Here is a 12,629-nt window from a genome sequence, read left to right on the forward strand (position 1 = left end):
CATGTCCCGCGCGCTGATGATCCAGGGCACCGGCAGCAATGTCGGCAAGTCAATGCTGGTCGCAGGGCTGTGCCGGGCAGCGCGCAGGCGTGGGGTGTCAGTGGCCCCCTTCAAGCCGCAGAACATGTCCAACAATGCCGCCGTGACCGCCAATGGGGGCGAGATTGGCCGCGCGCAGGCGTTGCAGGCGCTGGCCTGCGGGCTGCCACTACATACCGATATGAACCCTGTCCTGCTGAAGCCGGAAACGGATGTGGGGGCGCAGGTCATCGTGCAGGGGCAACGCCTGACCACGGCAAAGGCGCGCGATTATTTCAGGCTGAAGCCGCAATTGATGGGCGCCGTTCTGGAAAGCTTTGCCCGGCTGAAACAGGCGCATGATCTGGTGATCGTCGAAGGGGCTGGCAGCCCGGCAGAGGTCAACCTGCGCAAGAACGACATCGCCAATATGGGCTTTGCCCGCGCTGCCGATGTGCCAGTGATCCTGACGGGCGACATCGACCGGGGCGGCGTGATCGCGCAGATCGTCGGCACGCAAGCGGTGATCGACGCAGAGGATGCGGCACTCGTCGCGGGATTCCTGATCAACAAGTTTCGCGGTGATCCCAGCCTTTTCGATGACGGCTATGCGATGATCGAGGCGCGGACCGGCTGGCGCGGCTATGGCGTGGCGCCGTGGTTTCCAGAGGCGTGGAAACTGCCGGCAGAGGACGCGTTGGATGTGGCGGCCCCCTCGCGCAGTCAGGGTCTGCATATTGTTTGCCTCTGCCTGTCGCGGATGGCCAATTTCGACGATCTGGACCCCCTTGCGCAGGAACCGGGCGTGCGGCTGACGATGCTGCGGGCGGGCCAGCCCATTCCCGGCGACGCGGATCTGGTGATCCTGCCCGGCACGAAATCAACGCGCGGCGATCTGGCCTTCCTGCGCGCGCAGGGCTGGGATGTGGACCTTCTCGCGCATGTCCGGCGTGGCGGGCACGTTCTGGGCATTTGCGGCGGCTACCAGATGCTTGGCCACACGGTGTCCGACCCCGACGGCATCGAAGGCGTCCCCGGCAGCGATGCGGGGCTTGGCCTGTTGGATATTGATACGGTTATGACCCCTGCCAAACGGCTGACAAATGTCGCGGCGACCCATTGTGCCAGCGGGCAGGCCTTTCGCGGATATGAAATTCACATCGGCAAAAGCGATGGCCCTGACAGGGCGCGCCCCTTCGCCTGTGCCGAAGGTCTTCCGGAAGGCGCGATTTCAAGCTGCAGAAAGGTGCAGGGAAGCTATCTGCACGGAATGTTCGCGGATGACGCGTTCCGGGCGGCGTGGCTTTCGGAATTCGGCGCGACCTCCTGCACAAGCTATGACGCCACGGTCGAAGCAACCCTGGACAAGCTCGCCGATCACCTTGAGGCGCATCTTGATGTAGCGGGTCTGCTAGCGGCTGCGCGTTAGCGTCTGATCCCCGGACATGGCACGTTCCAAACGCGCCCAACCGTCCTCACTTCCGGGCAGGCCAAGGCGCAGCCAGCTTTCGGAATACGGGAAAACCCGCGACCAGATCCTGCCCCGTGCCAACCGGGTCTGCGCGGCATTGGCATCGCCGGTATCATAGGTACGAAAGAGCGGCGTACCGCCCACCAGCCGCCATCCTGCCTTGCTGGCCAAGCTGTCGAGGCGTTCTGCATCCTGCGTCAACCGCCGACGGGTCGCGGCTTGCCAGCTTTGGTCCGCCAATGCCGCGCTGCCTGTCACGATCGCCGGGCCATTGACTGCCCACGGGCCGGCCAGCGCGCGCAACCTGTCCGCAAGCTCCGCCCCCGTGACAGCAAAGCCCAGTCGCAGACCGGCAAGCCCGTAGAATTTGCCAAAGGACCGCAGAACGACGATGCCGTTTTCCTCCGGCCCAAGATGCGGGCAAAGAGAGCCCGCCGGGTCGGTATCGCCAAAGCTTTCATCCACGATAAGTAGTCCAACACTCTTGCTCAGCTCCAGCAAGGATTGCGGCGTCCAGACACGCCCATCCGGGTTGTTCGGGCTTACCACGGTCACAAGATCGGCCCCTGCCCCGTCGGCGGGATCGTCGATCATGGTCACCTGCCAGCCCTGCGCGCGCAAAGCGGCGGCGTGTTCGTTATAGGTTGGCCCGACGATAGAGGCCCGTCCCGGCCCAGCAAGGCGCGGAACGAGTTGAATCGCGGCCTGCGCGCCTGCCAGCGCAACCACCTCCGCCGTCGTGCCGTAGACCGTGGCGGCGATACGCTCCAGACCCGCTGTTTCGGTCTTTGTGGGCAGTTTCGCCCAGACGGAATCTGGCAGGGGGGGCAGCGGATACGGCACCGGGTTGATCCCGGTGGACAGGTCAAGCCAGTCGCCCGCGCCATATTCCTGCATCGCCCGGTCAAGATCGCCGCCATGATCACGCATTCACATTCCCCATATCCCGACGCAGATCGCCAATAGCATCAGCAGTGCAAACATCGCCCGGCGGAAAAGCGCAAGCCCCCGCACCACGTCCCGGGCCTGCGGATCGGGCGCTTCGCCATTCAGCCAGGGCTCTTGCGAAATGCGGTCACCATAGACGCGCGGGCCGGACAGGCGCACGTTCAGCGCCCCCGCCATGGCAGCCTCGGGCCAGCCGGCATTGGGCGAGCGATGATGGCGGGCATCCCGCGAAACGGCGCGCAACGCCTTGCCCGCCCGCCCCGAGACCAGCGCGAAGAGCAGCCCCGTGATGCGGGCGGGGACCAGATTGGCCAGATCGTCCAGTCGAGCGGCGATCTTGCCGAAATACTCGTAGCGCGTATTGCGGTGCCCGATCATCGAATCGAGCGTGTTGATCGCCTTGTAGGCGGCAATGCCCGGCAGCCCAGCGACCACACCCCAGAACACCGGCGCCACGATCCCGTCGGACGTATTCTCGGCCAGGCTTTCCAACGCAGCACGAGACACGCCAGCGGCGTCAAGCTGTGCCGGATCGCGCCCGACGATCATCGAAACGGCGTGCCGGGCGCCCGCCATATCCCCCTCGGCCAGCGGTCGGGCCACGGCGGCGACATGGTCATGCATTGACCGAAGAGCGACCAGCGGCCAGGCCAGAACGCCGCCGAGGATCACCCCCGGCAGGCCGTCCGGCAGCAGGAACTGGGCAATGCCTGCAAGCAGAAGCACGCAGCCCAGAACGGCCACAACCGTCAGCGCACCACGGGACAGGCGCGCGCGCGGGGGGCCTTCGTTCCAACGCGCCTCCAGCCAGCTGATGAAAGCGCCGATCCACGTCACCGGGTGCCCGATCCGGCGAAACAGCGCCTCCGGCCAGCCGATCGCGACATCCAGCACGCAGGCGACAAGCATCATCGCGGCAAAGCTCATGATCCGCCCCCGGTTTCGAAGCTGAGCACATGGGCATACCCGGCAGAGCGGAGCGCAGCCTCTGCGCCCTGCGGCACGGTGCCCGGCGCAAAGATCAGCCCACGCGCGGAGCCGGTATGGGCCCGCAGATATCCATACGCACCGAGCGCTTGCGCGAGCGCCTCTGTCGGGTCGCCCTCAGGCCCGCGCAGGGCGGTGCACCGCCGGGCAGATGCCGTGGCCATGCGGGCGAGCCCTTCAATCCCGATCCCAGCCTGCAAGCCGGTTGCAAGGTCCGAGATATCGGGAAAATCGAGATCAGCAGGGTCCGTTTTCACCGGCGCGCCCCAGAACCCACCGATGATTTCGGCCTTGGGGAGCGGGGCCACCGATGCAAGAACGCGGCCTTCCCTCGGGGCCCACAACACGCCATCCGGCCGCGCAAGCATAAGCGGATCACTTGCGCCTTCGACCTTGATGCAGGCATCAATCAAGGCATCCTCCTGCCCGCCCGCGGCGCGCGCCAGCGCCACCAGCGCCGCGGTGGAGGCCCCGGCCCCGCCGCCTGCGGGCATGGTTGCGGTGATGGAAAATCTGCCAGCCGTCCCGCCGACATGGCTCAGAAACGCCCGCGCCCGTGGCAGATCAAGAATGGCGGGGTCCTGATCCAGCGCAAGGCCCCCCGCGTCCACGCGGCGTATGTCGACATGCACCGCACGGCAGGCAACGGTCAGCAGGGCCAGCGGCCCATCCGGCCCCAGCCTGCCCTGCACCCATTCGCCAAAATGCCCGAAAACCCGCGTCACTTCGGCACGATCCGTTCGTTGGTCCGCACCACCGACAAACCGCCCGCGTGGCAGCGCAGACGGGTCAGCGACAGTGGTTCAATCTCGAATGACAGGCCCAGATGCGGCTGCCCCAGTGCAAGCCCGAGTGCTGCGCGTGCGGTTCCGGCATGGGCGACAACGGCGATCGGTCCGCTCTGTTGAACCTGCCGGAACAGGCCCCTCAATGCCGGTTCGGTCCGCGCCACCATATCCACGAAACTTTCCCCGCCCGTCGCCCGGATCCGGGCCAGATCCTCCAGCGCCATTGGTCCCAGATCGGGCAGATCGGCAAAGGCCATGCCGTCCTGCATCCCGAAATCCTGCTCCCACAGGCGCGCGTCGATCTGCGGGGTGACATCCGGGAACAGCGCGCCTGCCGTCTGCCTGCATCTCAGCGCAGGACTTACGACTGGCGTGACACCCGCCAGAGCCGCCTTCAAGGGGCGCAACGCCGTCGCATCGGGAAGACGCGCCGCCACATCCGTGCGCCCGCACAGCCGCCCGCCATGATCGGCCGGGGCGTGGCGTATCAGGACCAACTCGTCACGTGCAATCTCGACCAATGCGCTCTTTCCTCTTTGCGGCATTTCTGAAATGTCACGCCCTCATGGGAAAGTCGATTCTAATCACCGGCGGCGCCCGGTCCGGCAAAAGCACCCTTGCAGAGCGCATGACATTGCAGCTTGGCGTGCCCGCGATCTATATCGCCACGGCTCAGGCACATGACGATGAAATGGCGGAACGCATTGCACAACATCAGGCGCGCAGGGGGCCCGAATGGCAGACGGTTTCCGAACCGTTCGACCTGCCCCGTGCCCTTGCTGAAACGGATGGTCAGGGACCAAGGCTTGTCGATTGCCTGACGCTTTGGCTGACGAACCTGATGCTGGACGGGCGCGACTGGATGGCGGCCACCGATGACCTTCGTAGGACGCTGGCGCAGCAGAAGACGCCCGTGATCTTTGTGACCAACGAGGTTGGCGCTGGCATCGTCCCTGAAAACAAGCTTGCGCGCGACTTTCGCGATGCCGCAGGTCTGCTCAATCAACGCATGGCAACAGCTTGCGACGAACTCTGGTTCTGCGTCGCGGGCCACCCGATGAAGGTAAAACCCCAATGACAGATACGCTTCACCTGGAAACGCTTGGATCGGTTGGTGCGCTGGCCCGCAGCCTGCCGTCTTTTGATCACGCCTCGGCAGAGGCCGCACGCGCGCGGCAGGCGGAATTGACCAAGCCGCCGGGCTCGCTGGGTCGGCTCGAAGAACTGGCCGCCTTCATGGCGGGATGGCGCGAAACGGCCCGGCCCGAGATTGCCCGCGCGCAGGCGCTGGTCTTTGCGGGCAACCACGGGATCTGCGCGCAGGGGGTGAACCCTTTCCCGCAGGCCGTGACCGCACAGATGGTTGCCAATTTCGAGGCGGGCGGCGCTGCGATCAACCAGCTTTGCCGGATCTCCGGCGCCGAGCTTTCGGTCATCGCGCTGGATCTTGACCACCCGACGCAGGACTTCACAACTGCCGTGGCAATGACCGAGGCCGAATGCCTTGACGCGATGCGCCGGGGTGCGGCGGCAGTGGACGCATCGGCGGATGTGCTGATGCTGGGTGAGATGGGCATCGGCAATTCCACGGTCGCCGCAGCGCTTGCCCACGCGGCGTTTGGCGGCGCGGCACGCGATTGGGTCGGGCGTGGCACCGGGTCCGATGATGAGGGCGTCGCGCGCAAGGCCCGCGTGATCTCGGACGGTGTCACCCGTCACGCCGGGCTTTCCGGCATGGAACAGCTTGCCGCGCTTGGCGGGCGGGAACAGGCTGCGATCTGCGGTGCCATTCTGGCAGCACGGTCCGCGCGCATCCCCGTGCTGCTGGACGGGTTCATCTGCACCGCGGCAGCCGCGCCCTTATACGCAACCTCCCCTGCCCTGATGGAGCATTGCCTGATCGGTCATGCCAGCCGGGAGCCCGGCCACACCCTGCTGTGCGACGCGATGGAGAAAGAGCCGATCCTGTCGCTCGACATGGCGCTTGGCGAAGGCTCCGGCGCGGCGCTGGCGCTGTCGATCCTGCGCGGCGCGCTGGCTTGCCACAATGGCATGGCCACCTTCGCCGAAGCCGGAGTGTCAGCCGGGTGAGCGCGCGCCGCCGCATCGAGGAAGCGCGGCTTGCCCTGATGATGCTGACGCGGCTTCCGGTGGGCAGGCTTGCCGAACCGGCCCCCTCACTGGGACAGGCAAGCTGGGCCTTCCCGCTTGTGGGGCTGGTCATTGGCCTTGTCGGTTGGGCGGGCTTCGCAGCTGCGCTGTCCTGCGGGCTGCCCGCCACGCTGGCCGGATTTCTTGCAGTGGCCACAACGGCGTGGGCGACCGGCGCGCTGCATCATGACGGGCTTGCCGATTTCGCCGACGGGATAGGCGGCGGTCGCGACAGGGCGCATTGTCTGGAGATCATGCGCGACAGCCGGATCGGCAGCTACGGTGCCGTGGCGCTGATCCTTGCCATCGGCATCCATGTAACTGCGCTTTCTGCCGGAACGGCTGGGATACCCTTGCTTGCCTTCCTGCTGCTTGGCGTCGCGAGCCGCCTCGTGATGCTGGCGCTGCTGATCTGGCTGCCGCCTGCACGCACGGACGGCCTTGGCCGGGGTGCCACCAGCCAAAGCGCGGGCGCGATGGTGCCCGGCGGGGTGTTGGTGCTTTTACTTGCTGTGCTGACCGGCACAGACGGGATGGCGGCGCTGGTGGCCATATGCGTGGCCGCCTTCGTTGTCGCGGCACTTGCACGGCGCCGGATCGGCGGACAGACGGGCGATGTGCTTGGTGCTGCGCAAATGATCTGCGAAATCTCTGGCTGGATCGTCTGGGCGGCCGTCGCCACCTGAGCCAGAACTGCCAACAGGGAAGCCCCGTCAGGCAGTCGGGAAGAGGATCGCGTAAAGGTCGGTGAACATCCGCAGCGACGTGAGCAAAAGGAACACGCCAAAGGCCAATCGCAACGTCCGGCGCGGTATGGAATGTGCGAGCCTGACCCCGACATGCGCGAAACTGGTGCTGAGAGGGATAATCACCGCCGCCGCAATCAGGTTCACGTAACCGACGGAGAATGGCGGCAGCCCCTCGACGCCCAGACCCGCCAAGGCGTAAACAATCGCCCCGGGCAGGCCGATGACGAAGCCGATTGCCGCCGACGTGCCCACGGCACGCCGGATGTCGTAGCCCAGGAAATTCAGAAGCGGCACACCGATTGTGCCGCCGCCGATCCCCATCATCGCCGACAGGGCGCCGGTGATCGTCCCAAGCCCCGCCCAGACCCCCTTGGAAAAGCTCTTAGGTTCCGGCCCTTCTTTGGTGCGGCGAAAGATCATGTCAATCGCGACAAGCGCCGCCACGATGGCAAAGACGGCGATCAGGATATAGCCCGAAACATAGCCGCCAAGCAGCGCCCCCGCGATCACGCCGACAAGAAGCGACGGCGCCCAAAGGCGCAGCAGGTCCATATCGATGGCGCCGCGCCGGTAATGCCCATAGCCCGAGGACAGCGAGGTGAAGACAATCGTGGCAAGCGATGTTCCTACGGCGACCTGCATCGTCACCGCAGGCTCCATCCCCGCAGAGGACAGCGCGAGGTAAAGCGCGGGAACAATCACGATGCCGCCCCCGACCCCCAGAAGCCCCGCGAGAATCCCGCCGAAAATGCCCGCCCCAATGGCGATTGCCAGAAGCGGCAGGAAGGTTTGCAATTCAGTCATGGTCCCGTGGGCTCGCTTCTTGAGGGTTTGGCGCGGCATTGCCGCAAGGGGTGGAAAGGTGCGGGCGGCGGCCGCGATTGCAGCACTTATCTGCCTATCGCGTAGGCCTGCATCAGCCGCGGTGTCGCCGCCGCCTGAAGGCAACCGCCCGGGTGGCGCATCGCCGCGGTCAGCCGCCCGACCGTCCACGGCTCTGCCACGGTCACCCGATGGCCGCGGGCGCGCAAGCCTTCAACCGTGCCTTGCGTGACATTCGGTTCGATCATCATCTCGCCCGGTTTGGCCTCGCGCGGGTAAAAGCTGCCCTGAAAATGCATCGAATGGAACAGCGGCGCATCGATGCCTTGCTGCAGATCCAGACCGTGATGCACGAAGCGCAGGAACCAGACCAGCTGCCACTGGTCCTGCTGGTCCCCGCCCGGTGTACCAAAGGCGATGCGGGCGTCGCCCTTTTCAGCCATGGAAGGCGTCAGGGTTGTGCGCGGCCGACGCCCCGGCGCCAGCGAGGACGGCAACCCCTCTTCCAGCCAGAACATCTGCGCTCGAGAGTTGAGCGGGAAGCCCAGCCCCGGCACAACCGGGTTGCTTTGCAGCCACCCGCCCGAAGGCGTCGCCGAAACCATGTTCCCCCAGCGGTCGATGACATCAAGATGCACGGTGTCGCCGCGCCGTTCGGTCAGATGCGCCATTGTCGGCTCTTGTGGGGCCGCAGCAGTGACGCCGAAATCCTGCGCCGCGCGCTTCACGTAAGCCTCGGCGAGGTGTTCGAACCCCGCGATGCGACCGGGACGCTGGTCCAGCGATGCCTGCCGGGTGATCAGCGCCGCCCGTTCGGCGTTATAGGCGTCTGACAGCAGCAGGTGCATGGGTATGTCGCTATGGGCCGGATCGCCGTAATAGGCTTCGCGGTCGGCATAGGCGAGCTTGATCGCCTCGATCACGGTATGGACGAATTCCTCGCCCATCGGATCCATGCCTGCCAGATCGAAATGTTTCAGGATGGCGAGCGCCTGCAACAGGACCGGCCCTTGCGACCATGGCGCGGTCTTGTGCAGGGTCCAGCCGTGATAGTCGTAACGCAGCGTGTCTTCGTAGCTTGCGGACCAGCCTGCCATATCCTCTTTTGTCATCACGGCGCGGTGCGCCTTGCCAGAGACATCGTGAACCTCGGCCGTTTCCAGAAAATCGCCAATTGTGTCAGCGACAAAGCCCGCCGACCAGGCCTTGCGGGCCGCGTCAATCTGGGTGCAGCGCTCCGTGCCCGCATCTTCGCCTTCCGCCACCAGCCGTTCATAAGTGCTGGCAAGATCGGGGTTGCGGAAGAGCGTATTGGCTTGCGGAGCGGCGCCTCCCGGCGTCCAGACGGCTGCAGAACTGGGCCATTCCGTGGCGAAATAATCGCTCAGGCCGGATATCGTCCGGGCCACGCGCGGCAGGATCGGATGCCCGTCCCGCGCATAATCAATGGCGGGCTGCATCACCTCGCGCAGCGACAGGCTGCCATGATCGCGCAGCAGCAATAGCCAGCCGTCAAACGCGCCCGGCACGACGGTGGACAACAGCCCCGATCCCGGGATCAGCGTCAGCCCCTGTGCGGTGTAATGTTCGATCGTGGCCCCCGCCGGGGCGACACCCTGCGCGCAGATCACCCGCGTCTCGCCGCGTTCGGCACTGTGATAGATTACCGGCAAATCGCCCGCCGGACCGTTCAGATGAGGCTCCACGATCTGAAGGACGAACCCGGTGGCCACCGCCGCATCAAACGCGTTGCCGCCCTTTTCCAGAATGCCGAACCCCACCGCGGATGCCAGCCAATGGGTGGAGGTCACGACCCCGAATGTACCGCGTATTTCGGGACGGGTCAGGAAATCGGTCATGAAGGTTCCAGTCTGTCTTGTTCACGCATCCGCCAAAGGGCTGCCCGGCATCAGGGTCCGCACAGCACATGCCGACGGTCTGCATGTTCATGCGGCACTTGTCTGCCATGCGTAACCACCCCGGGGGCTGTCAGCAAGTCGCACCGCCCGAAGTCCCTGTCAGAGGGTCCGGCCACAACGCGGCTCCGGCCATCGATACGCCCGCGGCAGAGCGGTCAGTGGGCCGGTCAGGCGGCCCGGTCAGGCGGCCCGTCGCCCATGTTGACCTAAGGGCAAATTTCGTGATTGAAACGCCCGCACCTGCAATGTAACATACTAGTATAGCATACTAGTATAGCAATAGCTCAAAAGGACAGCATGGATCGCGCATTGAGAGTTCTGATTGCGGGCACCGGTTTTGCCGGACAGGGCCACGCAGAGGCGTTTCGCGGTGCGGGCGCAGAGATCGTCGGAATCGTCGGAAGAACGCCGGAGGTCGTCCGTGACGTTGCCCAGAACATGGGCATCCCCTATGCCGGCACCGATTGGCAGGAGGCGCTGACCGTCTGCAAACCCGACATTGTCTCTATCGCCACGCCGGGCGGCGCGCATTACGAGCCGATCAAGCAAGCGATTGCGCATGGCTGTCACGTCTTTTGCGACAAGCCGATGACCAGCAGTGGCGAAACGGCCGCCGAACTTCACGCGCTTGCACAGGCTAAGGGCGTCAAGACCGCCTATGCCGCGAGCTTCCGCTACACGGGCAGCGTGCTGCATGCCAAGCAGCTTGTCGCCAAGGGGGCGATCGGAGAGCCGACCGAGGTCGAGTGCATTTCCCACTTCAACCTGGAGCGTGAAATCCCGTTCGGCTGGTCCCATCGCAAGGCAGATGGCGGCGGGCGGTTGAACAACAACTTCACCCATACGCTGTCAATCGCCTGTTCGGTCGTGGGCGAAAAGATCCTTTCGATCATTGGTGAGGTCCGAGACGATCTGGGCCGCGCGCCCATCGTCGAAGGCGTGCACAACTTCGCCACGCGCCGGAACTTCATCCCCAAGGATCTGGACGATCCCGCGCTCAAATGGGGAGAGAGCGATGTAGAATGGTCGTACACAGTGCTCGCGCGGCTCGACAGCCCGTTCGCGGATAAACCCGTTTCGGTTCTGTTCAAACATGGCGGTCTGGTGCCGCGCTTCCACGAAGATCACATCGTCTTTTACGGCACCAAAGGCGCGATCTACATCAAAGGGCATTACGGCAGCGGGCAGCTCTACCTCGCTGACAAGACCGGGACGTGGCAGGAAATGCCCCTGCCGCAAGACATCGCAGATACCGTTCCGCAGGTCAAAGGCGAGACGGAGCAATGCTGGCACTACCTGGCGCGTGAATTCGTCAGGGATATCAGCGGCGAGCCTGTCGCCCCCTACCCGACCTTCCGGGAAGGCAGCCAATATCAGCAGATCATCGACCTGATCCGCAAGAACGACAACTGGACAGATGTGGCCCATCTGGCCTGAGGAGCCCACACCATGAAGATCACCGATGCCAAGGTCTTTGTCGGCGGTCCCGCAAAGAACTACGTCACGCTCAAGATCATGACCGATCAGGGTGTCTACGGTCTTGGCGACGCGACGCTGAACAATCGCGAAACGCTGCCCGCCGCCTATCTTCAGGACTACCTGATCCCCAACCTGATCGGCATGGATCCCCGCAATTCCGAGGATATCTGGCAGTTCTTCTACCGCGGTGCCTATTTTCGGCGTGGCCCCATCTCCATGGCCGCGTTCGGGGCAATCGACATGGCGCTGTGGGACATCAAGGGCAAGCTGGCGGGCATGCCGCTTTACCAGCTGTTCGGTGGCAAGAGCCGTGATGGCGCGATGGTCTATGCCCATGCGACGGGCGCGGACCTCGAAGACCTGATGGACAGCATCGCGCATTACGTCGAACAGGGCTACAAGGCGGTGCGCGTGCAATGCGGCATCCCAGGCATGCCCTCGGCCAGCTATGCCGTCCCCGAGACCAAGGGTGAAGGCAAGCATTACATCAGCGATTTCAGCGGCATCCGTCCGAAGGTAGAGGTATGGGATACCGACCGCTACATGCGCTACATGCCTGGTGCGCTGGCCGAAATCCGGTCACGTTTCGGGCCTGATCTGAAAATCCTGCATGACGTGCATCACCGGCTGCTGCCGCGTGAGGCGGCGGAATTTGCCAAGGCGGTGGAGCCCGTGGGCCTTTACTGGCTGGAAGATCCGACCCCGGCAGAGGATCAGGACGCGCTGCGGCTTTTGCGGCAGCATTCCACTGTTCCCGTGGCCATCGGCGAGGTGTTCAACTCCATATATGACTGCAACAAGCTGATCGAGGCCGAGTTGATCGACTTCATCCGCGTGGCTGTCACCTATGCGGGCGGGATCACGCATGTGAAACGCATTGTCGATCTTGCCGGGCTGCACCATGTGCGCACCGGGTTTCATGGCGCGCCCAGCCACTCGCCGCTTTGCATGGCGGCGCAGGCACATCTGAACGCATGGGCGCCCAATTTCGGCATTCAGGAATACCTCGTTCTGGGGACGCCCGAATGTGACGCGCTGTTCCCGTCCGAACACCAGATGGAAAACGGCATGGTCTATGTCAGCGACGCGCCGGGGCTGGGCGTCGATTTCGATGAAAAAGAGGCCGCACGCTACAGCTATGCGCCCGGCAGCCACCCGGTGGTGCGCCTACAGGACGGAACACTCTGGAATTACTGACCGGTGGTCGGCCAAAGCCACACCACCTTCGGCACTATTTCGAATTTTTCATGCAGACGTGACCCTCGGCAACCGGGGATCTCACGGCGACACCAATGGA

Annotated in this window: 12 protein-coding genes; 6 read left to right on the forward strand and 6 right to left on the reverse strand. The window is 64.6% G+C overall.

Annotated elements, in window-relative coordinates; genetic code table 11:
* The first annotated feature begins 1 nt into the window (after nucleotide 1).
* Nucleotides 2–1,447: a cobyric acid synthase gene (locus EDD52_RS00875; protein ID WP_132241138.1), complete on the forward strand. Its 1,446-nt coding sequence runs from the start codon at nucleotides 2–4 to the stop codon at nucleotides 1,445–1,447.
* Here EDD52_RS00875 and cobD read toward each other — a convergent pair.
* Genes cobD through EDD52_RS00895 form a run of 4 tightly spaced genes read right to left on the reverse strand, consistent with a single transcriptional unit; the run spans nucleotide 1,430 to nucleotide 4,733 of the window.
* Nucleotides 1,430–2,419 (reverse strand): threonine-phosphate decarboxylase CobD, encoded by a 990-nt coding sequence (cobD, locus tag EDD52_RS00880; RefSeq protein WP_132241139.1) that lies wholly within the window; start codon nucleotides 2,417–2,419, stop codon nucleotides 1,430–1,432. The two genes, EDD52_RS00875 and cobD, sit on opposite strands and share 18 nt — an antisense overlap.
* Nucleotides 2,420–3,364, reverse strand: coding sequence for an adenosylcobinamide-phosphate synthase CbiB (gene cbiB, locus EDD52_RS00885; protein WP_132241140.1), 945 nt, complete (start codon nucleotides 3,362–3,364; stop codon nucleotides 2,420–2,422).
* On the reverse strand, nucleotides 3,361–4,149 hold the full coding sequence (locus EDD52_RS00890; RefSeq protein WP_165907429.1) for a propanediol utilization protein: 789 nt from the start codon (nucleotides 4,147–4,149) through the stop codon (nucleotides 3,361–3,363). Before EDD52_RS00890 ends, cbiB begins: the two co-directional genes overlap by 4 nt.
* Complete coding sequence (locus tag EDD52_RS00895; protein WP_243651800.1) at nucleotides 4,146–4,733, reverse strand: histidine phosphatase family protein; 588 nt, start codon at nucleotides 4,731–4,733, stop codon at nucleotides 4,146–4,148. Before EDD52_RS00895 ends, EDD52_RS00890 begins: the two co-directional genes overlap by 4 nt.
* A 44-nt stretch (nucleotides 4,734–4,777) precedes the next feature.
* Here EDD52_RS00895 and cobU point away from each other — a divergent pair, with 44 nt between their 5' ends.
* The 3 genes from cobU to cobS are packed head-to-tail and all read left to right on the forward strand — an operon-like array spanning nucleotide 4,778 to nucleotide 7,049.
* A complete protein-coding gene (gene cobU, locus EDD52_RS00900; protein ID WP_132241143.1) occupies nucleotides 4,778–5,290 on the forward strand; it encodes a bifunctional adenosylcobinamide kinase/adenosylcobinamide-phosphate guanylyltransferase in 513 nt (170 codons plus the stop codon).
* Nucleotides 5,287–6,303 (forward strand): nicotinate-nucleotide--dimethylbenzimidazole phosphoribosyltransferase, encoded by a 1,017-nt coding sequence (gene cobT, locus EDD52_RS00905; protein ID WP_132241144.1) that lies wholly within the window; start codon nucleotides 5,287–5,289, stop codon nucleotides 6,301–6,303. Before cobU ends, cobT begins: the two co-directional genes overlap by 4 nt.
* A complete protein-coding gene (gene cobS / locus EDD52_RS00910; RefSeq protein ID WP_243651801.1) occupies nucleotides 6,300–7,049 on the forward strand; it encodes an adenosylcobinamide-GDP ribazoletransferase in 750 nt (249 codons plus the stop codon). Before cobT ends, cobS begins: the two co-directional genes overlap by 4 nt.
* Before the next feature lie 27 nt (nucleotides 7,050–7,076).
* Here cobS and EDD52_RS00915 read toward each other — a convergent pair whose 3' ends face one another.
* Nucleotides 7,077–7,916, reverse strand: coding sequence for a sulfite exporter TauE/SafE family protein (locus tag EDD52_RS00915; RefSeq protein ID WP_132241145.1), 840 nt, complete (start codon nucleotides 7,914–7,916; stop codon nucleotides 7,077–7,079).
* Between the two features lie 86 nt (nucleotides 7,917–8,002).
* A complete protein-coding gene (locus EDD52_RS00920; RefSeq protein ID WP_132241146.1) occupies nucleotides 8,003–9,793 on the reverse strand; it encodes a gamma-glutamyltransferase family protein in 1,791 nt (596 codons plus the stop codon).
* Nucleotides 9,794–10,150: 357 nt separating this feature from the next.
* Between EDD52_RS00920 and EDD52_RS00925 the strand changes: the two genes are divergently transcribed.
* Both EDD52_RS00925 and manD read left to right on the forward strand, forming a co-directional pair.
* The gene (locus EDD52_RS00925) at nucleotides 10,151–11,290 is read left to right on the forward strand and encodes a Gfo/Idh/MocA family protein (RefSeq protein WP_132241147.1); all 1,140 of its coding nucleotides are present in this window, start codon (nucleotides 10,151–10,153) and stop codon (nucleotides 11,288–11,290) included.
* Nucleotides 11,291–11,302: 12 nt separating this feature from the next.
* The gene (gene manD, locus EDD52_RS00930) at nucleotides 11,303–12,529 is read left to right on the forward strand and encodes a D-mannonate dehydratase ManD (protein ID WP_132241148.1); all 1,227 of its coding nucleotides are present in this window, start codon (nucleotides 11,303–11,305) and stop codon (nucleotides 12,527–12,529) included.
* Nucleotides 12,530–12,629: the final 100 nt, after the last annotated feature.

The organism is Primorskyibacter sedentarius, assembly GCF_004342065.1.
GTDB classification, from domain to species: Bacteria; Pseudomonadota; Alphaproteobacteria; order Rhodobacterales; family Rhodobacteraceae; genus Primorskyibacter; species Primorskyibacter sedentarius.

Bases quoted from the DNA above. Each gene is read 5' to 3' on its own strand.
- EDD52_RS00875 (WP_132241138.1), top strand. From the start codon at position 2: ATGTCCCGCGCGCTGATGATCCAGGGCACCGGCAGCAATGTCGGCAAG.
- cobD (WP_132241139.1), bottom strand. From the start codon at position 2,419: ATGCGTGATCATGGCGGCGATCTTGACCGGGCGATGCAGGAATATGGC.
- cbiB (WP_132241140.1), bottom strand. From the start codon at position 3,364: ATGAGCTTTGCCGCGATGATGCTTGTCGCCTGCGTGCTGGATGTCGCG.
- cobU (WP_132241143.1), top strand. From the start codon at position 4,778: ATGGGAAAGTCGATTCTAATCACCGGCGGCGCCCGGTCCGGCAAAAGC.
- cobT (WP_132241144.1), top strand. From the start codon at position 5,287: ATGACAGATACGCTTCACCTGGAAACGCTTGGATCGGTTGGTGCGCTG.
- EDD52_RS00915 (WP_132241145.1), bottom strand. From the start codon at position 7,916: ATGACTGAATTGCAAACCTTCCTGCCGCTTCTGGCAATCGCCATTGGG.
- EDD52_RS00920 (WP_132241146.1), bottom strand. From the start codon at position 9,793: ATGACCGATTTCCTGACCCGTCCCGAAATACGCGGTACATTCGGGGTC.
- EDD52_RS00925 (WP_132241147.1), top strand. From the start codon at position 10,151: ATGGATCGCGCATTGAGAGTTCTGATTGCGGGCACCGGTTTTGCCGGA.
- manD (WP_132241148.1), top strand. From the start codon at position 11,303: ATGAAGATCACCGATGCCAAGGTCTTTGTCGGCGGTCCCGCAAAGAAC.